The organism is Bradyrhizobium sp. S3.2.6 (assembly GCF_040546885.1).
Classification (GTDB): Bacteria; Pseudomonadota; Alphaproteobacteria; order Rhizobiales; family Xanthobacteraceae; genus Bradyrhizobium; species Bradyrhizobium cytisi.
The window spans coordinates 39801-61821 of sequence record NZ_JBEPOS010000007.1 but is presented as its reverse complement, the minus strand read 5'-3'; the positions used below and the strand labels follow the sequence as shown (position 1 = coordinate 61821).

Genomic DNA, 22021 nt, shown 5'->3' with positions numbered 1-22021 from the left:
CCGTCCAAACCTGGGATTCGGCTGATATCTGCGGGCCAAAGCGCTTTTAGACAAGGCCAGCTTCGCTGTCCAGAAACTGTGCAGAGAGATCAGAGGGTTGCCGCAGTCGCGCAATCCCGTTGCGATCCCGTTGCAATCCCGTTGGAAAGCCGCAAAGGGCGCGTTGACAGGCTTGGCCGGGCTGTGGTCTGTACCCATCTGTATCGTACGGCCACGTCGGGAGAGACCGGCTTTGGGTAGCCGGCGCCGAAGGAGCAACCGCCCCGGAAACTCTCAGGCAAAAGGACCGCGTGGCTTTGACGACATCTGGAAAGAGGCGCCGACGGGCTTAAGGCCCGGACTGCGTCCGCCGACGGGATAATACTCTCAGGCACAGCGACAGATGGGGCTTCGATTGGTGTCCTCAGGGGAATCGTCCCCGGGGAACCGCCGAGGGCCCCTGTGATGTCAGTGCGCGACGACCGAGACTCCCTGAGACGTACCCCCCTCTACGACCTCCATGTGTCGCTCGGCGGCAAGATGGTGCCGTTCGCGGGCTATGACATGCCCGTGCAGTACCCCGCGGGCGTCCTGAAAGAGCACCTCCAGACCCGCAACCAGGCCGGCCTGTTCGACGTCTCCCATATGGGCCAGATCGCGCTCCGGCCGAAGTCGGGCAAGGTCGAGGACGCCGCCCGCGCGCTGGAGCGGCTGGTGCCGCAGGATATCGTCGCGGTTGCACAGGGGCGGCAGCGCTACGCCCAGTTCACCAATGCGGATGGCGGCATTCTCGATGACCTGATGGTCGCCAATTTCGACGATCATTTGTTCCTGGTCGTCAACGCCGCCTGCAAGGCCGAGGACGAGGCGCACCTGCGCGCCAATCTCTCCGACGCCTGCGTCATCGATTCGCTCGCCGATCGCGCGCTGATCGCCTTACAGGGCCCGAAGGCCGAGGCTGCACTGGCGAAATTGTGTGCAGAGGCGCCCGCCATGAAGTTCATGGACGCCGGCCCGCATCAGGTCGCCGGGCTTGCCTGCTTTGTCTCGCGTTCCGGCTACACCGGCGAGGACGGTTTTGAAATTTCGGTGCCCGCTGCGGATGCCGAGCGCCTGGCCAGGACGCTGCTGGAAAATCCTGACGTGATGCCGATCGGCTTAGGGGCCCGCGACAGCCTGCGGCTGGAAGCCGGCCTCTGCCTCTACGGCCACGACATCGACACTGCGACCACGCCGGTCGAGGCCGCGCTGGAATGGTCGGTGCAGAAAAGCCGCCGCAGCGGCGGCGCCCGCGCCGGCGGTTTTCCCGGAGCCGAAAAGATCCTCGCTCATTTCGATCACGGCGCATCCCGCCGCCGCGTCGGCCTGCGCACTGAGGGCCGCGCGCCGGTGCGCGAAGGCGCGCTGCTGTTTGCCGATAGCGCTGGCGGCGAGCCGATCGGAAAGGTCACCTCGGGCGGTTTCGGCCCGAGCCTGAATGCGCCAGTCGCGATGGGCTATGTGCCCACAAGCCTGAGCGCGCTCGGCACAAAACTCTTTGCCGAGGTGCGCGCGCAAAGTCTGCCGCTCACCGTCGCCGCCATGCCCTTCGTGAAAAACACCTACAAACGCTGAGGACTTTAAGAAAATGACTACGACACTGTACACCACCGACCACGAATGGCTCGCGATCGAGGGCGATGTCGCCACTGTCGGCATCACCGATTACGCGCAGTCGCAGCTCGGCGACGTCGTGTTCGTCGAGCTGCCCAAGCTCGGCCGCGTCCTCAAGAAGGCCGAAGCCGCAGCCGTCGTGGAATCGGTGAAGGCCGCCTCCGACGTCTACGCGCCTGTGACCGGCGAGGTGCTGGAGACCAACCCCGATCTCGCGAGCGAGCCGGCGCTGGTCAATTCGGATGCGCAAGGCAAAGCCTGGTTCTTCAAGATCAAGATTGCCGACAAGAGCGAGCTCGGCGGCCTCATGGATGAAGCCGCCTACAAGGCACATACGGCGTGAGATGACGAGAACTTTGACCTCATATTCGGTGTCATCGTCCGCGGAGGCGGACGATCCAGTACGCCGCGGCTCCTCTGCTCAAGCCGTGACGCCTGCGTGTACTGGATGCCCCGCCTTCGCGGGGCATGACGCCGACGACAGATAATCTAAAGCGAGGACCCATGATGACCGCGCACCGCAAATCCAATGGCGACACCGCCAGTTTCGTTCGCCGCCACATCGGCCCGTCGGCGCGCGATGTCAGCGCAATGCTCGAGACCGTCAGCGCAAAGAGCGTCGACGCACTGATGGCGGAGACGCTGCCGGCCTCGATCCGGCAGGCCGCCCCGCTCGATCTCGGCAAGCCTTTGAGCGAGACCGAGGCGATCGCGCACATGGCCGAGCTCGCGCGTCAGAACCAGGTCTTCACCTCGCTGATCGGCCAAGGCTATTCCGGCACGATTTTGCCTGCGGTGATCCAGCGCAACATCCTCGAAAATCCCGCCTGGTACACGGCGTACACGCCCTACCAGCCCGAGATCAGCCAGGGCCGGCTGGAGGCGCTGTTCAACTTCCAGACCATGATCTGCGACCTCACCGGGCTCGACGTCGCCAACGCCTCGCTGCTCGACGAGGCGACCGCCGCGGCCGAAGCCATGGCGCTTGCGGAACGGCATTCGCGGGTCGAGGCGAAAGCCTTCTTCGTCGACAAGGATGTGCATCCGCAGACACTCGCGGTGATGCGCACCCGCGCCGAGCCGCTCGGCTGGTCGCTGGTGGTCGGCGATCCCCTCACCGATCTCGCGAAGTGTGACGTGCTCGGTGCGCTGCTGCAATATCCGGGATCGTCCGGCGCGGTGCGCGACCTCCGGCCCGCGATCGCGGCGCTGAAGGCCAAGGGCGCGCTCGCAATCGTTGCCGCCGATCTGCTGGCGCTGACGCTGCTTGCCTCGCCCGGCGAGTTAGGGGCCGACATCGCGATCGGCTCGGCGCAGCGCTTTGGCGTGCCGATGGGCTATGGTGGCCCGCACGCGGCCTATATGGCGGTGCGCGATGCGCTGAAGCGCTCGCTGCCCGGCCGCATCGTCGGCCTCTCCGTCGACTCGCGCGGGATGCCTGCCTATCGTCTTGCGCTGCAGACCCGCGAGCAGCACATCCGCCGCGAGAAGGCGACCTCCAACATCTGCACCGCGCAGGTGCTGCTCGCCGTGATCGCCGCGATGTATGCGGTCTATCACGGCCCCGAGGGCCTCGCGCAGATCGCGCGCAATGTGCATCGCCGTGCCGCCGTGCTCGCCACCGGCTTGCGCAAGCTCGGCTTTGCTCTGACCAGCGAAGCCTTCTTCGACACGCTCAGCGTCGATGCCGGCGCCAAGCGCGCCGAGGTCATCGCGCGCGCGACCGCGGAGAAGATCAATCTCGGCGTCGGTGAAAGCGCGCTCCGCATCGCACTCGACGAGACCACCACGCCCGCCACCGTCGAAGCGGTCTGGCGCGCGTTCGGCGGCCAGCTGTCCTACGCCGAGATCGACGCGACCACGCGCGAGGCGCTGCCGGAGGCGCTGAAGCGCAACACCGCCTTCCTCACCCATCCCGTGTTCCATGCGCATCGCTCGGAGACCGAGATGCTGCGCTACATGCGCAAGCTCAGCGATCGCGACCTCGCGCTCGACCGCGCGATGATTCCGCTCGGATCCTGCACCATGAAGCTGAATGCGACCACCGAGATGATGCCGCTGACCTGGCCGGAATTCGCCTCCTTGCACCCGTTCGCCCCGCGCGAGCAGGCCAAGGGCTATCACGCGCTGTTCGCGCGGCTGGAAAAGTGGCTGTGCGACATCACCGGCTATGACGCGATATCGCTGCAGCCGAACTCGGGCGCGCAGGGCGAATATGCCGGCCTGCTCGCGATCCGCGGCTATCACGCCGCTCGCGGCGAGGCGCATCGCAAGATCTGCCTGATCCCCTCCTCCGCCCACGGCACCAACCCGGCCTCGGCCGCGATGGTCGGCATGGACGTGGTGGTGGTGGCCTGCGAGGCTAACGGCGACGTCGACGTCAATGATCTCCGCGCCAAGGCGGAGAAACATTCGAACGACCTTGCCGCGGTCATGATCACCTATCCCTCGACGCATGGCGTGTTCGAGCAGCACATTCGCGAGATCTGCGACATCGTGCATGGCCATGGCGGCCAGGTCTATCTCGACGGCGCCAACCTCAACGCGCAGGTCGGCCTTAGCAGGCCCGGCGATTACGGCGCCGATGTCAGCCATCTCAATCTGCACAAGACCTTCTGCATCCCGCATGGCGGCGGCGGCCCGGGCATGGGCCCGATCGGCGTCAAGGCGCATCTCGCGCCGTTCCTGCCAAGTCATCCTGAAAATCGCCATCCCGCGACGAGCGCGGATGCTCCGGTCGGCCCGGTCTCGGCCGCGCCGTTCGGCTCGGCGTCGATCCTCACCATCTCCTACATCTACATCCTGATGATGGGCGGTGAAGGATTGAAGCGCGCGACCGAGATCGCGATCCTCAATGCCAATTACATCGCAGCACGCCTCGATGCGCATTTCCCGGTGCTCTACAAGAACGAGAAGGGCCGCGTCGCCCATGAGTGCATCGTCGATCCCCGTCCGCTGAAGACGACGTCCGGCGTCACCGTCGATGACATCGCAAAGCGCCTGATCGACTACGGCTTCCATGCGCCCACCATGAGCTTTCCAGTCCCGGGTACGCTGATGATCGAGCCGACCGAGTCGGAATCCAAGGCGGAGCTCGATCGCTTTTGCGATGCCATGATCGCGATCCGCAAGGAAATCGCCGAAGTCGAGGCCGGCCGCTTCAAGATCGAGGCCTCGCCGTTGCGCCATGCCCCGCACACCGTGCACGACATCGCCGATGACGACTGGAAGCGCGCCTACACCCGCGCCGAGGGCTGCTTCCCCGCGGGCTCCTCGCGCACCGACAAGTACTGGAGCCCGGTGGGACGCGTCGACAACGTCTATGGCGACCGCAATCTGGTGTGCTCCTGCCCGCCGGTGAGCGATTACGCGGAAGCCGCGGAGTAAGGCTCGACGGAGGTTTCGTAGGGTGGGCAAAGCGGAAGAGACTGGGCAAGAATCTCGCGGTTACGCTGCGATGCTGAAGCGGAAGCGGATGATCGCTGGTTTTTGGCCTAATTTGGCTGAGAGGCCTCTGATAGAGACGATGGCAGGGCCTATGGCGGGCACGACGGCGCACAGGACGCGCAAAATTGCGCTCCTGGCCACCCGGTTGGCAAAAAACGCGACAAAGCCGTCAAAGCCGAGGATGTTCAGCACACGGGCGAGATTGTAGCAGAGCGCCATCAGACTCCATTCGCCGCGAACCTTGGCAAAGCCGCGGACTAGGAAGTGGCGATAGCCGGCGCGGCATTTGAGCGTGCCGAAGGGATGCTCGACCAAGCAGGAGCGCTGGCGCATCAACTCGCTCGCCTCTTTCATCCGCTCCCTGTGACGATCAATCACCTCTTCGTGCTGCCAGCGATAGATGGTGCGCTTGTCCGACTTTTGACCAAGGCATTGCTCGCGCAAGTGACAAGCCTTGCAGACAGATTTCAGGCTGACATAGCGGACGTCTTGCCGACCGGCCGGGCTGATTTTGACGCCATTCATCGGTCTCAACAGCGCGCCCGCGGGACAGCGATAAGCGTCGGCTTCGGCGTCATAGCTGAACGCTTCATGCGTGAAGCGGCCTTGTTCCTCCAAACCCCCTGTTCGCTTGGGCGGCGGGACATAGGCAACAATGCCGCCTTCCTCGCATTCTTTCAGGGTCGTGCCATTGTAATAGCCGGTGTCGGCAATCGCCTGCAGCGTCTCGGCTCCCAATGCCTCTTTTGCCGCTTTGGCCACCTCGTAAAGCTGGCCCGTATCGTTGCCGTCGTTGACGACCTCGCTCGCAACGATGAGCTTGTGCTTGTCATCGACCGCAATCTGGACGTTGTAGCCTGCGAGGACATGGCCTCTTTTCGACAAAAGCCGGGCGTCCGCATCGGTGGTCGACAACTGGGTCTCGCCGCCGTCCTCCAGACGATCAAGATCGGCCTGGGCTTTCGCCCGGCGCGCCATCAACGCCGCCAGCTTGTCCGCAACCCTGCCGCCATTCCCATTCGCGCTCCCGCCATCTCCGTCACCTGACGAATGCGCTTCTTCGCTGGCGTCGTTCGACGCCAGCGCTTTGCCATATTCCTCGATGTCGCGATCGATACAAGCAAGCTGCTCCGCCAGCCGCTTCTTCGTCTTGATGCTCGCCTTGCTCGCATCGCCATGGAAGAAGGCGCCGTCGATCGCCACAAGCTTGCCGCCCAGAAGCTCAAGTTCGCGCAGCAAGAGCACAAATTCCCGGTTCGTCGCCTTGAGCGCCGACCAATTATCCCGGCGGAAGTTGGCGATGGTCCGGTAGCCGGGCGTCAGTCCCTTGAGCAGCCACATCAGTTCCAGATTGCGTTGCGCCTCCTGCTCGAGGCGACGCGAGGAGCGGACCCGGTTGAGATAACCGTAAAGATAGGCCTTCAACAGGTCCGCCGGATGGTAACTTGGCTGTCCCGCCCCGGTGCCACCACCGGCATGCCGGAACCCGAGCTTCTCAAGATCGAGCGCACAGACATAGGCCTCGATCGCCCGGACCGGGTTGTCTTGCGCAACATAATCCTCGACGCGAGGCGGCAGAAGGCTCAACTGCTCCCGCCGCGGACCAGTCTTATAAGTGCGATTCGTCATGAATAGAATCGTACATCGATCCCGATTCGGGCGAGAACAATTCTTGCCCAGTCTCGGAAGCGTGCCCACCACCTTTGTGTGCGTTGAAATATGGTGGGCACGGCGCTTGCGCGCCTTTGCCCACCCTACGGCACCGCGTTCCCGAATGCGCCTCTACGGCGCGACCAACGATCGGCTTTCGCGGTCCCATCGCCAGAGCCGCTCGTTGGTCAATTCAGTGCCGCCCCACTGCCCGGCTTTGCTGTCTCCGAACGGGCGGCGACATAGACTGCGAGTTCGTCGAGAGGCAAAGGCCCATCAACAAGACGGAACATGAACGGAATGACGGCCTCGGCGAGGCCCGAGCGCATGAGATCGCTCCCGGATGAACCCGTCAAAATCACACGCCTCATCACACCACCTGATCAACGAAACGCAAAAAGAAACGGGCACTGATGACGTCGGCAACTCAACGTCCTCAGCGCCCGCTCCTCGCGAAAAGTTCTTCGCGGTAAGCTTACTCGTCCGCGGGCTCTTCGCCGTCGGCGTCGCGCTCGGGGCTGCCGGCCAGAATCTGCTCGGCGATCAGGCCGGAGTTCTGGCGGATCGAGGTCTCGATCTTGGCGGTGATGTCGGGGTTGGCCTTCAGGAACGCTTTCGAGTTCTCGCGGCCCTGGCCGAGGCGCTGGCTGTCATAGGAGAACCAGGCGCCGGACTTTTCGACGATGCCGGCCTTGACGCCGAGATCGAGGATCTCGCCCATCTTGGAGACGCCTTCGCCGTACATGATGTCGAATTCGACCTGCTTGAACGGCGGCGCCAGCTTGTTCTTCACCACCTTGACGCGGGTGGTGTTGCCGACCACTTCGTCGCGCTCCTTGATCGCACCGATGCGGCGAATGTCCAGGCGGACAGAGGCGTAGAATTTCAGCGCGTTGCCCCCGGTGGTGGTTTCCGGCGAGCCGTACATCACACCGATTTTCATACGGATCTGGTTGATGAAGATCACCATGGTGTTGGACTTGTTGATCGAGGCCGTGAGCTTGCGCAGCGCCTGGCTCATCAACCGCGCCTGAAGTCCCGGCAGCGCATCGCCCATCTCGCCCTCGAGCTCGGCCTTCGGCACCAGCGCCGCAACCGAATCGATCACCAGCACGTCCACCGCGCCCGAGCGCACCAGCGTGTCGCAGATTTCCAGCGCCTGCTCGCCAGTGTCCGGCTGGGAGATCAGAAGTTCGTCGATATTGACGCCCAGCTTGCGCGCATAGACCGGGTCGAGCGCGTGCTCGGCGTCGATGAAGGCGCAAATACCGCCCTTCTTCTGCCCTTCCGCCACCGTGTGCAGCGCCAGCGTGGTCTTGCCCGAGGATTCCGGCCCGTAAATCTCGACGACGCGCCCCTTGGGCAGGCCGCCGATCCCGAGCGCAATGTCGAGCCCGAGGGAGCCGGAGGACACCGCCTCGACATCCATCGAGCGGTCGTTCTTGCCGAGCTTCATCACCGAGCCCTTGCCGAACTGGCGCTCGATCTGGGAGAGCGCGGCAGCGAGAGCTTTACTCTTGTCCATGGAGGATCCTTCGACGATACGCAGGGCAGTGGTGGACATCGGGTCGTGCTCCTTATGGCGAGGATTCGGGTGCGGGACAAACGATTGGCGCGGCGGGTCGTCGATAAAAGTAATGTACCCCATTTGTTCTAGGTTCGCAATATGTTCTTTTGCGGAATTTGGTACTGGCCTGTTTCCATCCCCAGTGGCCTAGCTTGAAAATCACAGTGGCTTGATTTGGCTTTTGTCGGACACCGAACAGACGGAGCTCTATGGCCGATTTTAGATTCGTGGGGCCGGAAAATGGAGGACCGCGCCATGCAGCGTAGGCGGATCAAGCACACGACGTCCTTTGAAGAACGATTGGCAGAAGAAGCCAGACGGTTCAAACAGGCGGCCGAAAAAGAGGCTCCAGGCAGCACCGCTCGCGAACTGTTCTTGCGCAGGGCCCGCCAAGCCGAGACGGCTTCGCACATGAATGCGTGGCTGACCTCACCCGCTCTACAGATTCCCAAAACAGATGTGCAGCAAGACAACTGAGGCAGGCAGTGGCAATGAGCGAACCCGCCAAAGGCTGCCCATCGATTGTGGTTCCGGATTTGGATGATGAGGCCGAAGTTTTGCGCGTCGCGAAGGTCACTGCGTTGAAAACAGGCCGGATGGTGACTGTTCGAGATGCGGACGGCCTCAAGATTGAGACTGTCTCCCCTATCAAACACTAGCGCTGGCGATGAACCGGGAAATCCTAATTTTCAGCGCTTCGTTGGTGTGGTTAGCCATTGTGGCAATCGGTTGCGTTTACGTGCTGATGCAATAGGGCCGCCTCATTCACGACAGGGGCATGGGATGCGGCGGAGGTGGCGCGCGCGGCCGCCGGCTCTGCGGGCGTTCCGTCCGGGCACGATGAACCACGATGAACCTTGGCACGGCACGACAGACACACCGGTATCGGGATTTTACATTTCCCCTCCCGGGGCTGGAAAGCCGCCGCCTGCGTCTCATTTAAGCGGGCGGCGTTTTATTTTTCCGGAGCCGCACGCGCCGTCATCATTCCGCAATCTTGTGGCACCGAACCTTTCCGTGGCTGCCGACTTGAAAAGGGGGCCGCCACCATGGGGGATTGGATCATGACGGAAGACACGCAGCACCATGCTGTCAGGCGCAATTCTCTGCTCGAGGCGGCGCTCGAGGAGATGGCGAAGTTCGAGCGCAAGGAAATCGAGTTCCGCAAAAAGGACCGCGCGGAGCGTGCCGCCGACCTTCGCCTGCCGCTGGACGAGATCAAGGTGCATTAGGAAAGGTGCATTAGGAAACGCCAGCCGAAACAGGCCGTTGCCTACTGTGCATGGGGTTGTTTTCACAGCTTTTGGCGGCACGTGCCGCCGAGGCCGCCGCTACATCAACGCCAGCAGCACGATGCCGATGACCAATACCACAAAGCCAGCCGCCGTCGCGGCGGCAAATGACCGCTCTACCTTGTCCATGATGCCACCCCGCTAGCAGCGCGCCACGTTTCCCCCATGGCTTCGCCGTGCCCGCAAAGTGTCGCCAACGGATGTGTCTGAAGTTGTGCGGGGGGATGTCTGAATTGGGACGTGAGAGCGGCTCTCGACGTGGCCGCAAGCCCCGGTCTGTCAGGCTGTCGTAAGCTGAACGGGCTAGGGTCGTCCGGCTATGGTGTTGCAGCCCAGCACCTCAGCCTCCAATAACCTTCTACCCCGCCCGGCTCTCCCCTGGCGGGGTTTTTTCTTGCGCGAGCACGGATCCATCGCGCGTGCTCCGCGTATGCCTCCGTGGTTCTCCGACCATGAACGGAGTTCCTGGCCGGGTGGCCGCGCGCGTGAAAAAGCATCCATCGGTTCCATTTTCGGAATCCGATTTCGCTTGTTTCGAACGGCGCGCGCTTGCTGAATTCCGATGAGCCACCTGCGACTTGGCGGCAAATTTTGCTTGTCGCTGGAATATTGCGACGGCCAACATGTTACCCGACATGGCGAGGTGAATCGTGGAGGTGACCATGAATCACAGGGGCGTTGAGTTCACGGTTGCAAAGACGGCGATCCCGGGCGTCTGGCAATGGCAGTTCCGGATCGGCGACGAGACCAAGACAGGCAAGACCGAGACGAAGATCGACCTGCTGGCGATCCGTCGCGTGCAGCTGCGCATCGATCGGGAGCTGAAGGCGATCGGCCGCAAGACGGCCTGAACGAGACGGCCTGAACCGGCGGGTTGAGAGGCTGGACCAGGGCTAGTCGGCGCTGGGCAGCCGCCGCATGGTGAATTCGATGTCCCCGCCGGGCAGCTCGCGCCAGCTCTCGACTTCGCTCATGTAGCCGGCCTTGGGATAGCGCGCGAAGAAGGCCTGCGCCCTTGCCCGTGCGGCCGCACGCGGCAGAGTAAAACTCTCGCGCAGATAGCCGTCACCGGCCTTGTCGCCCGATCCAGCAGCCGGCTTGTGCCGGCGCGCCATCCGCTCGGCGAGGTCCCGCGGGCGATCCGCCATCTCCTGCCTCCTCAACGCAACACTACGAGGGAATGTAGGATCAGGGCCAGGCCAAGGGGAGTCCCGAAAGGAGGCGTCACCCGCCTCCGGAGCCATGGTCGATTGGCTCCTCCGGAGCCGTGGTCGATTGGCTCCTCCGGAGGCCTTGGTCAATTGGCGGCAGTACCGGCCTTGGTCTTCTTGGGCGCGCTGGTGGCGGCCGAGGCCTTCGGCGCGGGCTGCTTCGGCTGGTCGGCGCGCATTCCGCCCCAGGGATCGCTGGACGTCTTGGCGTCCGGAATCTTCTTCAACGTCTCCTTGTAGGCCTTGTCGCGCGCGGCATCTGCGGCCTTCTCGTCCTCGGTCTTGGAGGGGCCGTCCGCCATCAGATTGATATGGGGCGACTCCTGCGCGAAGGCCGGTCCAGCCACCAGCGCCAACACCGCCGCCATACGGAAAAGCTTCATCACTCACTCCTTGATCATCGATAGAGGGGACGGATGCCGCACCCTGACCTTCTTCACGGCTCCGCTAAAGCCGATCCGATTTGCACGATTTCGGCCCGTGGAGCCAGTCGTCCCAGATCGGGCCGCACCTGGTGCAACCGTTCAGCGCCAGACCAAGCGCGGCCAGGCAAATGACAAGGACACATCGACGCAACATCGTCCACCCGCTCCCAAGCGTGGCATCATATCGGGCGAAGTCGGGCATTTTCAAGCCGGCGGCCCGGTGACTTTGCCGCGCCCGAGCGGGCAGAATGAGCGAAACATCCGGCAACACAGGAGGGAACGACAGCCATGCCACCGCAGCCAGACGCCGAGTTCGGCATCACTGAGGCCAGACGCATCCTCGCCGAGGTCTTTGCCCCCTGGGTCCAGGATCTCAACCTCTCCGTCGAGCGCATCGAGCACACCCCACCCGCAGACGCGCCGGACTGGCAGCCGGGCGCACTGCTCCGCATGCCGTTCTCGGAGCGGCTGTGCCGCAACGGCGGCGTGGTCTGCGGCCAGGCGCTGATGGCGCTTGCCGACACCGCGATGGTGATCGCGAACCTCGCCGCCAATCGCGGCTATCGTCCAATGACCACGGTGGACCAGACCACGCATTTCATGCGCGCGGTCTCCTCGTCCGACGTGCTGGCGGATGCGCGCGTGGTGCGGCTCGGGCGCACCATGAGCTTTGGCCGCGTCACCCTGCTGTCCGCCACCGACAACAAGCAGGTGGCGATGGTGTCGGGCGCATTCGCGATGCTGCCCGGCTGAGCCTGATCCGAAACGAAGAGAGCCGCGTGAGCGCAAACGCACCGCGGCTCTCGATGGCGATCATAACGACGCAAGGGACGCAAGCACGATGCAATCACGCTCCCGCCGCGACGCTTCCAAAATTACTTGCCGAGCACTTCGTCGGCGGCAGTGACGATGCTGACGTTCGGATTGGTGCCGCAATAGGTGCCGAACTTCTTGGCGTTATCGACGAACACGTCGGTGTCGATGATCGCGTTGTCCTCGTCGCCCTTGTACCAGCCGTCCATCCAGGTCAGCACCATCTTGATGGTGTCGTCGCCGCTCTCGAGGAACTGCTTGCAGCTCATCGTGGCAAGATCGAGCTTGGTGGCATGGGCGGGCATGGACGACAGCGAGAGCGCTGCGGCGAACAGAAGCGAAAGCGTGGTCTTCATCGAAATCTCCATCGGCGTGTAACGCCATAAAAGAAAGGCTTGCGGGGTAAACTCGGCGGGAAGTGACTCGCCGCTTCAACGTCGTAAACGAAGTCTGAAGCGCTGTGCAAGTAGCGCCAGTATTGTTGTGGATTTCACGCGACAATTTCGTGCGGAATTGCCGTACGGTGTGGCGCAACGACAAGCGCATCGGCCTTGCCTTCGTGCAACAGCGCGTACGATGTGAATGACCGTTCGCATCGCATGCACGCAAACATCATGTCGACCTGATACGACGTCGGCGACGCCAGCGCAGCCCCGCGATGACCAGCGCGACAATCGTGAGCGCGATCGCCGACGACGCCGCGAAGAATCGCCCGCCGGTGTGAAATTCGAAAGCGCGGACAAGCTGGCCGACATTGTCGGACGTGATCTGGCGCAATGGCGAGAAGCGTGAACCGCCGGGATCGCCGCCCCAGCTCTCCCAGGCGACGCACGGCCGCGCAACAAGCAGAACGACGAGGCCAACCAGATATCGCAGCCGGCCCGCCACCGCGCGCCTCGCGCTATTTCGGCTTCTTGGCGGGCTCGCTCGGACGCGCCCCGCCCCACGGGTCATACTTTTCCTTGGACTCCGGAATGCGCTCGAGCGCGGCCTTGTAGGCCTTCTCGTCGGCCTTGGGCTTGTTGTCCGCCTTCTGGCCGCTATCCTGCTGCTGGCGCCGGCCGCCGCCCATCTGCGCCTGCGCGGACGCAACCGTCAGTGCCAGCACCGCAGCCGCCATGACCAAAATTCTCATTGCTGCAATCCCCCTCATCCGGGGTACAAACTAGCCCGCAATCCTCTAATAGCAAATCTGGTGGTTTCCACCCCTTCAGCAAATGTTGATCGGCCGGGACTTCGTCCGGTCGAATTCGCGCCTATCTGTTGGCCCGCAGGGGACCTTCACGAATGTTGCGGATTGTTGCTCATGTGGCGCTGCTCGCCGGCGCGCTCGCGCTCGGCGCGTGTGGCTTTGCCGACAGCCGCGCGCCCGTGCCCGATTTCATGCGCCTCAAGGAAGCCGACCAGCCGCCGCCCGAACCGCCGCCTGACATCAAGCGCGTGGTCCGCGAGCAGATCGAAGTGGTCTTCCTCAACACCTCCTATCCGCGCGAGGTGCAAGTCGCCCTGCCCCATCACGAGGTCCGCGGACCGGGCTGGACGGCCTGTGTCCGCGCACAACTCACCTCGGCCACCGGCTCGGCGCTGGGCACCCAGACCTACATCGTGACGATCGACGGCGGAAAGGTCGTCGACAGGCGGCGCGCGGAAGCCGATGACATCTGCGGGTCGGAAGCCTACGAGCCGATCTAGCAATCGATCGCACCGGCCTGTCCGGTCCTGTCTGCGTCAGGACTCGAGCGGATGAACCGGCGCCGCGATCCGTGTCGATGATTGCAGCTTCGCGATGAAGCGGGCAAGCACCATGCCGGCGCACATCGCGGCGACGAAGATGACGGCTGAGGTCGAGCCAAAGCCAAGCGCAGTCAGTGCCGGTCCTGGACAGAAGCCGGCCAAGCCCCAACCGACGCCGAAGATCGCGGGCCCAACAACGATCTTCAGATCGATGTCGCTGCGCGTCGGCACGGAGAAGCGTTCGGCGAACAAGGGATGTGCAAGCTTCAGGACATGCCTGAAGCCGACGAAGGTCACGGCGACCGCGCCCGCCATCACGAAGGCAAGGCTCGCGTCCCATGTCCCCGCCGGGATGCCGCCGAGGTCGAGGAAGTTCAGCACCTTTGCCGGATTCGACATCCCGGAGACAACGAGCCCGAGGCCGAACAGCAAGCCGATCGCAAATTGAACGAGAATGGTCATTGCCCTTAGCTCCAGTGCCGGATCACGAAGACGGTGGCGATGCCCGTCGCCATGAAGGTGATGGTCGCGACCAGCGAGCGTACCGATAATCGCGACAGACCGCAGACGCCATGGCCTGACGTGCAGCCGCTGCCCCACGCCGTGCCGAAGCCGGTGAGCACCCCTGCGACAATCAGCACCGGCGCTCCCGCAGCGATCGTCTGCGCCGGCAGGCTTCCGGTTACGAGCCTCACCAGCACGGGTGCGGCGATGAGGCCGGCGACGAAGGCGAGCCGGCCGGCAAATTCGCGGTCCTCGTAAGGCGGAAACAACCGTGCCGCGATGCCGCTGATGCCGGCGATCCGTCCCGTCGCCCACATCAGCAGCACGGCGGACAGGCCGATCAGCGCGCCCCCGAGCAGCGAGGCAATCGGCGTGAAAGGCGTAGCGACCATTTTGATCCTCCGGATCGAGACAGCATCCGCCAGTGGGCCGGCCGGATGCTCAATGAGACGTTAACAATACCACTCGAATTGAAGCGGCGTCCCAACGGGATTTTCCAATCTTTGCGCTAAGCATGACCGCGTAACGCCGGCTCAAGCCCGCGTGAACAGGGAACGACGAGACGTGGTCGACATCGCGCACCAGGCTGCGATCAATCCGGCATCGGCGAAGGATGCAGCGCCCGCGCTCGTCTCGCTTAGGGCGATCGAGCCTGGCCAATGGCGCGCGCTGGCGCAACGGGCGATCGAGCCGAACGGCTATTATCTGCCCGCCTGGGAGCTCGCCGTCAGCGCAACCGCGCGCGGCCGTATCGGTGCCTCGGCCTTGTCCGTATACGGCGGTTCCTCGACGCGGCTGATCGGGTTGATGCCGGTGGTCTCGCTTTGGCGAGCCTGGAAGATTCCCCTGCCCGCGCTGGTGAGCGCGCATCCCTATGGCACGCTGTGCAGCCCGCTGATCGACCGCGACGGGCCAATCGACGCCGCGACAGGCCTGCTGCAACGTGCGCGCGAGGCCGGCGCGCATGCGCTGATCCTGCGTGACGTAGCGCTAGACGGCGCTGCGATGGCATCGCTCAAGGAAGCGCTCGGCCAGGCCTGCCTGAAGCCGCGCGTGCTCGGCTCCTATGTCCGCGCCAGCCTCGATGCGACACAGGATGGCGAGGCGCTGCTGTACGAGGCTCTTGGCGCCAAAAAGCTCAAGGAGTTGCGACGACAGCGCCATCGCCTTGAGGCGCACGGCGCGATCAGCTTTGACGTCGCGCGCAAGCCCGACGAGATCAGGCCCGCGCTCGAAACCTTCCTGCAACTCGAAGCCAGCGGCTGGAAGGGCGAGCGCCGCACTGCATTGATTCAGGACGCGGGCGATGCGACCTTCATTCGCCGCGCCGTCCCCGCACTTGCCGAGACCGCGCAATGCGAGATCGTCACCCTGCGCGCCGGCGCGACACCGGTTGCCGCCGGCATCGTGCTGCGCCACCAGGACCGCGCCTTCTTCTTCAAGCTCGGCATCGACGAGCGTTTTGCAAAATATTCGCCGGGCGTGCAGCTCACGCTCAACCTGACGCGCCATCTCTGCGCCGATCGGTCCATCGCGAGCGCGGATTCCACTGCGAGCGCCGATCATCCTATGATCAACCCGATCTGGCGCGGCCGCTTTGCGATCAGCGACGTGCTGATTCCGCTCAGGCGCAACGATCCGATGGTGGCACTCATCCACGCGTCGCTGACCGCGCGCGGCTTCGCACGCGAAGCAGCACGCCGCGCGCTTCATCTTCTCCGCAAGTAGGTCTGCGCTACTCCGCCGCCTGCGCGTTGATCTCCGCCGAGACCTGGCGGATGGCGCGGGCGAGCAAGTTCGGATCCTGCGCACCGGAGACGGCGTATTTCTGCGCGAACACGTAGGTCGGCACGCCGGAGATGCCCTTCTCGGCAGCCTCCTGCGCGTCGGCCGACACGCGCGCGACATCCTCGTCGCTGGCAAGGCGCTTGCGTACGTCCTCGGCATCGAGGCCGACATCGGCGGCCGCCTGCACCAGCACGTTGACGTCAGTGAGATCGCCGCCGTCGCGGAAATACAGCTCCATCAGCCGCTGCTTCATCTCGGGCGCCTTGCCGATCGCCTCGGCCCAGAGGATCAGGCGGTGACAGTCGGTCGTGTTGGGCTGGCGCGCAACCAGCTCGGGCTTGTAGAGGAGGCCCTCTTCGCTGGCAGCCGCGACCACGCGGCCGGCAATGCCCTTATAGGCCTCGACCGAGCCAAACTTGGTGGTGAGATAATCCTCGCGGCTGATGCCGTCGCGCGGCACCCAGGGATTGAGGAAGAAGGGCCGGAAATTCAGCTTGACGGGAACGTCGGGTACAAGCGCCAGCGCGCTCTCGATCCGGTGCTTGCCGATATAGCACCACGGGCACACCACGTCGGAGACGACATCGATCTGGAGCGGTTTCAGCGTGCTCATGAGCGCCTCCTTCGGGCAGTGCGGTTTTGTCGGAAGATAAGCCGAACGCCGCCCGGGGCAAGGGTGCTAGGCCAGATTTGCGGCCGTCTGTTTCAGCCAAGCGGCGGTGCGTTCGTCCGCCGGAAAGAACGTCTCCAGCGCCAGCTCCGACAGGGTGATGTCGACCGGCGTGCCGAACACCATGGTGGTGGAGAAGAAACTTAGTATCCCGCCGTCATGGCGCAGCTTGAACGGGATTGCGACATTGTCGCTCGACAGCGGGCCGGAGCGCGCCGGGATCGGATAGCTCTTGAGGTCATGATAGAGCTTGATCAGCTCCGGATCGGCCGTCGCCTCGCATTGCCGGTGCAAGCGCTCGAGCAGATGCGCGCACCATTCCGCGAGATTGACGGTACGCGGCGCCAGCCCCTCCGGATGGAAGGCGAGCCGCAGCACGTTGAAGGGCTGGCCGAGCAGCCGCTCCGGAACGCCCACGAGCAGCGGCGCCACCATGCGATTGGCGGTGACCAGATTCCAGTGCCGGTCATAGGCCAGCGCCGGATTGGGCTCGTGTGCCCTGAGCACGAGGTCGATCGCCTGCCGGGCTGATTTCAAGGCGGGATCCTCCAGTGGGCGCTGCGGAAACGCCGGCGCGTAGCCGGCGGCAACCAGCAGCACGTTGCGTTCGCGCAAGGGCACGTCGAGACGCTCGGCAAGCCGCAGCACCATGTCGCGCGAGGGCGCGGCGCGGCCGGTCTCGACGAAGCTCAGATGCCGCGCGGAAATCTCCGCTTCGCCCGCGAGATCGAGCTGGCTCATGCGGCGGCGCTGCCGCCATTCGCGCAAATGGTCGCCGATATGGACCGGCTGGCTGGGTTCGGCGCGGGCCGTGGATGCATGTGCGTTCATGGTCGAAAACCTACCACGCAGATTTCAGCCCTTCCATTACCCCTGAGGTAATCGAATTGGGTTGCTCCGCGGCGCATCTTCCTGAGCACGGGAGATGACCATGATCGCGCTGCTGCTCTACCGCACCCTTGCAGACAACCTTCTTCCCTGGGCCATGGCGTTCGCGACCCGGATGCTGGCACGCAGCCTCAACATGCCCGAGCCGCTGGTGCATTCCACCGGCGACTACGTCGTCGCGCACATCACAGCCTTCGAGCACAGCGTCGGCAGAAGCCTCTGCCCGTTCCGCCTCGCTCGCCTGCTCCGCACCTGGTGGCGCGGACTGAATTGAGTTCACCCCAAGCCAACCCAACCATGGAGACCTCTGATGATTGACGCATCCACCTTCCTGCGCCGCGCCCTGCTCGCCGACGCCGTGTTCAGCGGTGTCGCCGCGCTCGGCTTCATTTTTGGCGCCGGCGCGTTCGCCACGCTGTTCAATCTGCCCGAAGCGCTGTTGCGCGAAACCGGCCTGTTCCTGGTCGCCTATACCGCACTGGTCGGATGGCTCGCCTCCCGCGCAGTGGTGCCGAAGGCGATCGTGCTGCTGGTCGTGATCGGCAACGCGGCCTGGACGGTCGGCAGCATCGCGCTGCTGTTCTCGGGTGCGGTGTCGCCGAACCTCGCCGGCGAGCTCATGGTCGTGGCGCAGGCGATCGCGACCGGCGTGTTCGCCGAGCTACAATATGTGGGCCTGCGGAGGAGCGGGAGTGTGGTGGCGGCGGCGTAAGATCTCGAGTCGCGGACGCGCTGCAACGCTTTTGGCGTTGCGGCGCGGAGCCGGGACCCACGCGGCACGGGTTGCTCTCGGAGACATAGGCCCCGGCTCAGCAGCGCTCGCCACTAGGGTCTACTCGGGTGGCTGAAGCCCGGGCGTTCGCAGCCACTCGCTCATGTGCGAGCCTGTCTCGGCCTGTCTGGCTCTACGAAGTGCATCCTCGCGTTGAGGACCGGGGGGAAGGGATTTGGCTTTGTCCCGGAGGCGTTGCGCCTCTTCGGCAAGTCGTTCTTCAAGGGGAACGGTCTGTTTGAAGCGGCGTCGGCGCTGCATGGTACAACCTCGTCTGACGGGTCCTAACCGTTGGGGTTTGAGTTCCAGCGAAATTAATATGCAGAAGGCGCGGGTTCTGTTCCAAAGTGAACATCAAAATTCAGAGCGCCGCACCAATGTACCTACGAAGGCGCACCTTCGTTGAGGACGGACCGCACCGGCAGCGTGGGGCGACTATGAGAAACGAACTACTTCGGAAACCGCGCCGCAATCGAGGCGAAGCACAGGACGACGTCGCGCGGCTGACGGAAGCTACGCCTTCGCGCGGCCGACCTTGCCGGCGAAGTGCTTGCCGTTCAGCTTCTTCTTTCTCGCCATGGTGGTTTTCGCGCCCACCTTCTGCGCCTTGCGCTCGGCGCGCGCCTTCACCTTGGCGCGTTCGGCCCGCTCCTCGGCACGCTGCTTCTTGCGCTTGGCTTCGCAGGAAGGACACTTGCAGCCGATCGGCTTCAGATAGGCTTTGAAATAGTCGGTGCCGTAGTCGTAGTTGATCTCGTCGCCCGGCTCGATGTTCTTGATGGCGCGGATGAACACCTTGCGCTCGCGCGGACGGACGTCCGACTCGGCGTTGGGCCGGCAGGAATGGTTGATGTAGCGGGCGACGTTCTTGCGCACCGAGCCGTCGATGGTCCAGCGGCCGTTGAGCTCGAACAAATATTTGTTCTCGATGTCGTCCTGCGCAGGGATTCGGCAGTCCAGAATCGGCCCGAAATAACGGATGATCCGGGTGCCCTTCCTGATCGGTTTGGTGGCGAAGAGGCCAAGCCCCGTCTTGGAGCGGCCGACGCGATAAGGTTTGTTCGACGAGATGGCTGGCATGATCAAGTGTAAAGAGGACGCGAACGAGGCTGCATGAGCCCAAGCGAAGCCGCTCTTCTAGAACGATTCCGCGCCCCTGTCAGGACTATCGGAAGCGCGATTGACCTTGCCCACAGTGAAAGTGTCGGGAGCCGCGAGTTCCGCATCATCGCTCGCCTGCGCAGGCCTCGATCTTCCGCCAATGCCCAATGCTTTCTGCTCAATCCCTGGGCGCGACGGCTCGCGCGGTCGCGCGAGCATGCATGACAGGAATTGCCGACGTTCCGTTCGATCAGGTGCTTGGCAGCTTTCCCGCCACCGTCGACTTCAGGATCGCTTCCAGAAGCTGCTCGGCCGTCGTGCCATCGGGCAGCCGCTCCAAAATGTCCTCGAGCCGACCGTCGAGCAGCAGCATGGTGAAGCCGTGCACCATCGACCAGGCCCGCGCGATCGCAGCGCCCTGCTCGATGGTCAACTTGTCGCCGCTGATCGGCTCCTGCCGCATCGCGCCGATCGCATTGGCAAGTCCGGCAAACGAGGATTCCGCGGCCTCGTGCAGCGAAGGCCTGGAATAGTCGAGCCGCTCGGTGCGGAACATCAGACCGTACATGCCGGGATGGGCCTGGGCATAGGCGACGTAGGCTTTGGGCCGCGCCAGCGCCCGTTCCAGCGGCGAGGTGGCCGCGTCGCAGGCAGACGCCATCGCCGCATTGAACTGGCGGAAGCCGATTGCGGCGAGCTCGCTGACGAGGCCGGTGAGATCGCCGAAATGATGCGTCGGCGCGGCATGCGAGACCCCCGCCTCGCGCGCCACCGCGCGCAGCGTCAGGCCGCCGAGCCCGTCGCGCTCCAGCACCCGTTCGGCCGCCTGCAGCAGCGCCTCGCGCAAGGCGCCATGATGATAGGGCGTCTCGGCCTTCGCGCTCGCCCGGCGGCGCGCCGGCCGAGATGCCGGCGATGTCTTTTTCGGGGCGCGCGCGAGGTGCGCCGTTTCGCTCTTGGTGTCGGCGGTGGTGCTGCTCTTGGCCATTTACAAGCTATATGACGCAATATTGACAGTGTAAAGATTTCGCTTGACGGACGCCGCGCTTGGTCCTATTCCATCTTTACGATGTAAAGATAGGGAGGGATACGCCGTGCAGCAGGACGCCACACCTGAGCGCCGTAACAATATCGCGCCGATTCCGTTCGAGGCGGACGCGCCTTTCCTCAGGATCGTCGGCAAATTGCCGCGCGAGCTGAACGGCACGCTCTACCGCAACGGCCCCAATCCGCAGTTCGACACGCCCGGCGCGCACTGGTTCGTCGGTGACGGCATGCTGCATGCTTTCCACCTGGAAAACGGCCGCGCCAGTTACCGCAACCGCTGGGTCCGCACGCCGAAATGGCTTGCCGAGCACGATGCCGGCCGCGCGTTCTTCGGCAACGGCTTCGGCCGCAAATTGCCGGACGCACCTGCCCATGTGACTGACGGCGGCGTCGCCAACACCAACATCATCTTCCACGCCGGCAAGCTGCTCGCGCTGGAAGAGGCGCATCTGCCAACCGAGATCGAGCCGGGCACGCTTCAGACGCGCGGCTATTGCAACTACCAAGGCCGCGTCGCCGGTACGTTCACGGCGCATCCGAAGATCGATCCTGTCACCGGCGAACTGGTGTTCTTCGGCTACAACGCGTCGGGGCCACTCACGCCCGCGCTCTCATTCGGATCGATCGATGCATCAGGCAAAGCGACGCGCTTCGAGCGGTTCGAGGCGCCCTATGCCAGCATGGTGCACGACTTCATCGTCACCGAGAACCATTTGCTGTTTCCGATCCTGCCGCTCACCGGCAGCGTGGAGCGCGCGATGGCGGGCCGGCCGCCTTACGCCTGGGAGCCGGAGAAAGGCGCCTATGTCGGCGTGATGAAACGCAAGGGGGCGAGCAAGGACATCGTCTGGTTCCGCGCGGAAGCCTGCTACGTCTTCCACGTCATGAACGCGTGGGAGGACGGTGACTGCATCGTCGCCGACGTCATGCAGTTCGAGGAGGCGCCGCTGTTTCCGCATCCCGACGGCCGGCCGACGAATCCCGAGAAATCCTTCGCGCGCCATTGCCGCTGGACCTTCGATCTCGCGGGCAATACAGACCGCTTCCAGCAGACCTATCTCGACGACCTCACCGGCGAATTCCCGCGCATCGACGATCGCCGCGCCGGCTTGAAAAGCCATCACGGCTGGTACGCCTGCGCCAATCTTCGGCTGCCGATGTTCGGTGCACTGTCCGGCATCGTCCATGTCGACGGCAATGGAAAGCGGCTCGGCCATTATCTGCTGCCGGCCGGCGACACCATCTCGGAGCCTGTTTTCGTCGAGCGGTCGAAAGATGCTGCGGAAGGCGACGGCTGGCTGCTCGCTGTGGTCTGGCGCGCGCGGGAGAACCGCAGCGACCTCGCGGTGTTCAACGCCACCGACATCGAGGCCGGTCCAGCCGCGCTGGTGCAACTCGGCCATCGCGTGCCCGACGGCTTTCACGGCAATTGGGTGGGAGCGCAGTAGCTCCCTCCCCCTGTCATTCCGGCTTGCGCCAC

Annotated in this window: 28 protein-coding genes and 1 riboswitch; of the genes, 13 read left to right on the top strand and 15 right to left on the bottom strand. The window is 64.1% G+C overall.

The features are described 5' to 3' along the window. The first annotated feature begins 207 nt into the window (after positions 1 to 207). Positions 208 to 298: riboswitch (glycine riboswitch) on the top strand. A 146-nt stretch (positions 299 to 444) separates the two neighbouring features. From gcvT to gcvP, 3 genes are all read left to right on the top strand, one after another. After that, positions 445 to 1593 carry a glycine cleavage system aminomethyltransferase GcvT gene (gene gcvT / locus ABID58_RS15455; protein WP_354033260.1) on the top strand — a complete coding sequence of 383 codons (1149 nt, stop codon included), beginning with the start codon at positions 445 to 447 and terminating at the stop codon, positions 1591 to 1593. Between the two features lie 13 nt (positions 1594 to 1606). Further along, positions 1607 to 1975 carry a glycine cleavage system protein GcvH gene (gene gcvH, locus ABID58_RS15450; RefSeq protein WP_354033259.1) on the top strand — a complete coding sequence of 123 codons (369 nt, stop codon included), beginning with the start codon at positions 1607 to 1609 and terminating at the stop codon, positions 1973 to 1975. A gap of 164 nt (positions 1976 to 2139) precedes the next feature. Next, a complete protein-coding gene (gcvP, locus tag ABID58_RS15445; protein ID WP_354033387.1) occupies positions 2140 to 5019 on the top strand; it encodes an aminomethyl-transferring glycine dehydrogenase in 2880 nt (959 codons plus the stop codon). Positions 5020 to 5079: 60 nt separating this feature from the next. Here gcvP and ABID58_RS15440 read toward each other — a convergent pair whose 3' ends face one another. From ABID58_RS15440 to recA, 3 genes are all read right to left on the bottom strand, one after another. After that, a complete protein-coding gene (locus tag ABID58_RS15440) occupies positions 5080 to 6708 on the bottom strand; it encodes an IS1182 family transposase (protein ID WP_354033386.1) in 1629 nt (542 codons plus the stop codon). Positions 6709 to 6917: 209 nt separating this feature from the next. Further along, on the bottom strand, positions 6918 to 7058 hold the full coding sequence (locus tag ABID58_RS15435; RefSeq protein ID WP_354033258.1) for a hypothetical protein: 141 nt from the start codon (positions 7056 to 7058) through the stop codon (positions 6918 to 6920). Between the two features lie 146 nt (positions 7059 to 7204). Continuing rightward, a complete protein-coding gene (gene recA, locus ABID58_RS15430; RefSeq protein ID WP_026233157.1) occupies positions 7205 to 8293 on the bottom strand; it encodes a recombinase RecA in 1089 nt (362 codons plus the stop codon). Positions 8294 to 8536: 243 nt separating this feature from the next. Between recA and ABID58_RS15425 the strand changes: the two genes are divergently transcribed. From ABID58_RS15425 to ABID58_RS15410, 4 genes are all read left to right on the top strand, one after another. Continuing rightward, positions 8537 to 8773, top strand: coding sequence for a hypothetical protein (locus ABID58_RS15425; RefSeq protein WP_354033257.1), 237 nt, complete (start codon positions 8537 to 8539; stop codon positions 8771 to 8773). 14 nt (positions 8774 to 8787) lie between these two features. Then, the gene (locus ABID58_RS15420) at positions 8788 to 8955 is read left to right on the top strand and encodes a hypothetical protein (protein ID WP_354033256.1); all 168 of its coding nucleotides are present in this window, start codon (positions 8788 to 8790) and stop codon (positions 8953 to 8955) included. Between the two features lie 198 nt (positions 8956 to 9153). Next, entirely contained in the window at positions 9154 to 9528 is a 375-nt protein-coding gene (locus ABID58_RS15415; RefSeq protein WP_354033396.1) for a hypothetical protein, read from the top strand. Positions 9529 to 10250: 722 nt separating this feature from the next. Further along, positions 10251 to 10439, top strand: coding sequence for a hypothetical protein (locus tag ABID58_RS15410; protein WP_148751438.1), 189 nt, complete (start codon positions 10251 to 10253; stop codon positions 10437 to 10439). 42 nt (positions 10440 to 10481) lie between these two features. Here the strand turns inward: ABID58_RS15410 and ABID58_RS15405 are convergent, their stop codons facing one another. Both ABID58_RS15405 and ABID58_RS15400 read right to left on the bottom strand, forming a co-directional pair. Continuing rightward, positions 10482 to 10736 carry a hypothetical protein gene (locus tag ABID58_RS15405; RefSeq protein ID WP_354033255.1) on the bottom strand — a complete coding sequence of 85 codons (255 nt, stop codon included), beginning with the start codon at positions 10734 to 10736 and terminating at the stop codon, positions 10482 to 10484. Between the two features lie 149 nt (positions 10737 to 10885). Continuing rightward, positions 10886 to 11182 (bottom strand): hypothetical protein, encoded by a 297-nt coding sequence (locus ABID58_RS15400; protein ID WP_354033254.1) that lies wholly within the window; start codon positions 11180 to 11182, stop codon positions 10886 to 10888. Between the two features lie 330 nt (positions 11183 to 11512). On the opposite strand from ABID58_RS15400, the gene ABID58_RS15395 reads away from it, so the two are divergent. Continuing rightward, positions 11513 to 11977 (top strand): PaaI family thioesterase, encoded by a 465-nt coding sequence (locus ABID58_RS15395; RefSeq protein ID WP_354033253.1) that lies wholly within the window; start codon positions 11513 to 11515, stop codon positions 11975 to 11977. A gap of 122 nt (positions 11978 to 12099) precedes the next feature. Here the strand turns inward: ABID58_RS15395 and ABID58_RS15390 are convergent, their stop codons facing one another. The 3 genes from ABID58_RS15390 to ABID58_RS15380 all read right to left on the bottom strand — a co-directional run bounded on the left by ABID58_RS15390 (position 12100) and on the right by ABID58_RS15380 (position 13172). Then, the gene (locus tag ABID58_RS15390) at positions 12100 to 12393 is read right to left on the bottom strand and encodes an HdeA/HdeB family chaperone (protein WP_187434860.1); all 294 of its coding nucleotides are present in this window, start codon (positions 12391 to 12393) and stop codon (positions 12100 to 12102) included. Positions 12394 to 12649: 256 nt separating this feature from the next. Beyond that, positions 12650 to 12925 (bottom strand): hypothetical protein, encoded by a 276-nt coding sequence (locus ABID58_RS15385; RefSeq protein WP_148751433.1) that lies wholly within the window; start codon positions 12923 to 12925, stop codon positions 12650 to 12652. Between the two features lie 13 nt (positions 12926 to 12938). Next, positions 12939 to 13172 (bottom strand): hypothetical protein, encoded by a 234-nt coding sequence (locus tag ABID58_RS15380; protein WP_354033252.1) that lies wholly within the window; start codon positions 13170 to 13172, stop codon positions 12939 to 12941. A 152-nt stretch (positions 13173 to 13324) separates the two neighbouring features. On the opposite strand from ABID58_RS15380, the gene ABID58_RS15375 reads away from it, so the two are divergent. Continuing rightward, the gene (locus tag ABID58_RS15375) at positions 13325 to 13729 is read left to right on the top strand and encodes a hypothetical protein (RefSeq protein ID WP_354033251.1); all 405 of its coding nucleotides are present in this window, start codon (positions 13325 to 13327) and stop codon (positions 13727 to 13729) included. 36 nt (positions 13730 to 13765) lie between these two features. On the opposite strand, the gene ABID58_RS15370 is transcribed toward ABID58_RS15375, so the two are convergent. Continuing rightward, on the bottom strand, positions 13766 to 14233 hold the full coding sequence (locus ABID58_RS15370; RefSeq protein WP_354033250.1) for a DUF6691 family protein: 468 nt from the start codon (positions 14231 to 14233) through the stop codon (positions 13766 to 13768). Between the two features lie 5 nt (positions 14234 to 14238). Further along, on the bottom strand, positions 14239 to 14667 hold the full coding sequence (locus ABID58_RS15365; protein ID WP_354033249.1) for a YeeE/YedE family protein: 429 nt from the start codon (positions 14665 to 14667) through the stop codon (positions 14239 to 14241). Positions 14668 to 14839: 172 nt separating this feature from the next. Between ABID58_RS15365 and ABID58_RS15360 the strand changes: the two genes are divergently transcribed. Next, positions 14840 to 16003, top strand: a complete 1164-nt coding sequence (locus tag ABID58_RS15360) for a GNAT family N-acetyltransferase (protein ID WP_354033248.1) — start codon at positions 14840 to 14842, stop codon at positions 16001 to 16003. A 7-nt stretch (positions 16004 to 16010) separates the two neighbouring features. Here the strand turns inward: ABID58_RS15360 and ABID58_RS15355 are convergent, their stop codons facing one another. Both ABID58_RS15355 and ABID58_RS15350 read right to left on the bottom strand, forming a co-directional pair. Beyond that, positions 16011 to 16676, bottom strand: coding sequence for a DsbA family oxidoreductase (locus ABID58_RS15355; protein ID WP_148751427.1), 666 nt, complete (start codon positions 16674 to 16676; stop codon positions 16011 to 16013). Positions 16677 to 16742: 66 nt separating this feature from the next. Continuing rightward, positions 16743 to 17564, bottom strand: coding sequence for a helix-turn-helix domain-containing protein (locus tag ABID58_RS15350; RefSeq protein ID WP_354033247.1), 822 nt, complete (start codon positions 17562 to 17564; stop codon positions 16743 to 16745). Between the two features lie 100 nt (positions 17565 to 17664). On the opposite strand from ABID58_RS15350, the gene ABID58_RS15345 reads away from it, so the two are divergent. Both ABID58_RS15345 and ABID58_RS15340 read left to right on the top strand, forming a co-directional pair. Continuing rightward, positions 17665 to 17895, top strand: a complete 231-nt coding sequence (locus tag ABID58_RS15345; RefSeq protein ID WP_354033246.1) for a hypothetical protein — start codon at positions 17665 to 17667, stop codon at positions 17893 to 17895. A 36-nt stretch (positions 17896 to 17931) separates the two neighbouring features. Further along, the gene (locus ABID58_RS15340) at positions 17932 to 18333 is read left to right on the top strand and encodes a hypothetical protein (protein ID WP_354033245.1); all 402 of its coding nucleotides are present in this window, start codon (positions 17932 to 17934) and stop codon (positions 18331 to 18333) included. A 120-nt stretch (positions 18334 to 18453) separates the two neighbouring features. On the opposite strand, the gene ABID58_RS15335 is transcribed toward ABID58_RS15340, so the two are convergent. From ABID58_RS15335 to ABID58_RS15325, 3 genes are all read right to left on the bottom strand, one after another. Continuing rightward, positions 18454 to 18654: a hypothetical protein gene (locus ABID58_RS15335; protein WP_148751423.1), complete on the bottom strand. Its 201-nt coding sequence runs from the start codon at positions 18652 to 18654 to the stop codon at positions 18454 to 18456. Positions 18655 to 18906: 252 nt separating this feature from the next. Next, the gene (locus tag ABID58_RS15330; RefSeq protein WP_354033244.1) at positions 18907 to 19473 is read right to left on the bottom strand and encodes an SET domain-containing protein; all 567 of its coding nucleotides are present in this window, start codon (positions 19471 to 19473) and stop codon (positions 18907 to 18909) included. 271 nt (positions 19474 to 19744) lie between these two features. Further along, the gene (locus ABID58_RS15325) at positions 19745 to 20482 is read right to left on the bottom strand and encodes a TetR/AcrR family transcriptional regulator (RefSeq protein ID WP_148751421.1); all 738 of its coding nucleotides are present in this window, start codon (positions 20480 to 20482) and stop codon (positions 19745 to 19747) included. Positions 20483 to 20588: 106 nt separating this feature from the next. Between ABID58_RS15325 and ABID58_RS15320 the strand changes: the two genes are divergently transcribed. After that, entirely contained in the window at positions 20589 to 21989 is a 1401-nt protein-coding gene (locus ABID58_RS15320; protein ID WP_354033243.1) for a carotenoid oxygenase family protein, read from the top strand. The last annotated feature ends 32 nt before the right edge of the window (positions 21990 to 22021 follow it).

Coding starts and splice junctions, on each gene's coding strand:
- recA (WP_026233157.1), bottom strand. CDS start 8,293: ATGTCCACCACTGCCCTGCGTATCGTCGAAGGATCCTCCATGGACAAG.
- ABID58_RS15410 (WP_148751438.1), top strand. CDS start 10,251: ATGAATCACAGGGGCGTTGAGTTCACGGTTGCAAAGACGGCGATCCCG.
- ABID58_RS15340 (WP_354033245.1), top strand. CDS start 17,932: ATGATTGACGCATCCACCTTCCTGCGCCGCGCCCTGCTCGCCGACGCC.
- gcvP (WP_354033387.1), top strand. CDS start 2,140: ATGACCGCGCACCGCAAATCCAATGGCGACACCGCCAGTTTCGTTCGC.
- ABID58_RS15420 (WP_354033256.1), top strand. CDS start 8,788: ATGAGCGAACCCGCCAAAGGCTGCCCATCGATTGTGGTTCCGGATTTG.
- ABID58_RS15365 (WP_354033249.1), bottom strand. CDS start 14,667: ATGGTCGCTACGCCTTTCACGCCGATTGCCTCGCTGCTCGGGGGCGCG.
- ABID58_RS15355 (WP_148751427.1), bottom strand. CDS start 16,676: ATGAGCACGCTGAAACCGCTCCAGATCGATGTCGTCTCCGACGTGGTG.
- ABID58_RS15390 (WP_187434860.1), bottom strand. CDS start 12,393: ATGAAGACCACGCTTTCGCTTCTGTTCGCCGCAGCGCTCTCGCTGTCG.
- ABID58_RS15425 (WP_354033257.1), top strand. CDS start 8,537: ATGGAGGACCGCGCCATGCAGCGTAGGCGGATCAAGCACACGACGTCC.
- ABID58_RS15345 (WP_354033246.1), top strand. CDS start 17,665: ATGATCGCGCTGCTGCTCTACCGCACCCTTGCAGACAACCTTCTTCCC.
- gcvT (WP_354033260.1), top strand. CDS start 445: ATGTCAGTGCGCGACGACCGAGACTCCCTGAGACGTACCCCCCTCTAC.
- ABID58_RS15375 (WP_354033251.1), top strand. CDS start 13,325: ATGTTGCGGATTGTTGCTCATGTGGCGCTGCTCGCCGGCGCGCTCGCG.
- ABID58_RS15395 (WP_354033253.1), top strand. CDS start 11,513: ATGCCACCGCAGCCAGACGCCGAGTTCGGCATCACTGAGGCCAGACGC.
- ABID58_RS15435 (WP_354033258.1), bottom strand. CDS start 7,058: ATGCGCTCGGGCCTCGCCGAGGCCGTCATTCCGTTCATGTTCCGTCTT.
- ABID58_RS15330 (WP_354033244.1), bottom strand. CDS start 19,473: ATGCCAGCCATCTCGTCGAACAAACCTTATCGCGTCGGCCGCTCCAAG.
- ABID58_RS15400 (WP_354033254.1), bottom strand. CDS start 11,182: ATGAAGCTTTTCCGTATGGCGGCGGTGTTGGCGCTGGTGGCTGGACCG.
- ABID58_RS15405 (WP_354033255.1), bottom strand. CDS start 10,736: ATGGCGGATCGCCCGCGGGACCTCGCCGAGCGGATGGCGCGCCGGCAC.
- ABID58_RS15335 (WP_148751423.1), bottom strand. CDS start 18,654: ATGCAGCGCCGACGCCGCTTCAAACAGACCGTTCCCCTTGAAGAACGA.
- ABID58_RS15370 (WP_354033250.1), bottom strand. CDS start 14,233: ATGACCATTCTCGTTCAATTTGCGATCGGCTTGCTGTTCGGCCTCGGG.
- gcvH (WP_354033259.1), top strand. CDS start 1,607: ATGACTACGACACTGTACACCACCGACCACGAATGGCTCGCGATCGAG.
- ABID58_RS15350 (WP_354033247.1), bottom strand. CDS start 17,564: ATGAACGCACATGCATCCACGGCCCGCGCCGAACCCAGCCAGCCGGTC.
- ABID58_RS15380 (WP_354033252.1), bottom strand. CDS start 13,172: ATGAGAATTTTGGTCATGGCGGCTGCGGTGCTGGCACTGACGGTTGCG.
- ABID58_RS15325 (WP_148751421.1), bottom strand. CDS start 20,482: ATGGCCAAGAGCAGCACCACCGCCGACACCAAGAGCGAAACGGCGCAC.
- ABID58_RS15440 (WP_354033386.1), bottom strand. CDS start 6,708: ATGACGAATCGCACTTATAAGACTGGTCCGCGGCGGGAGCAGTTGAGC.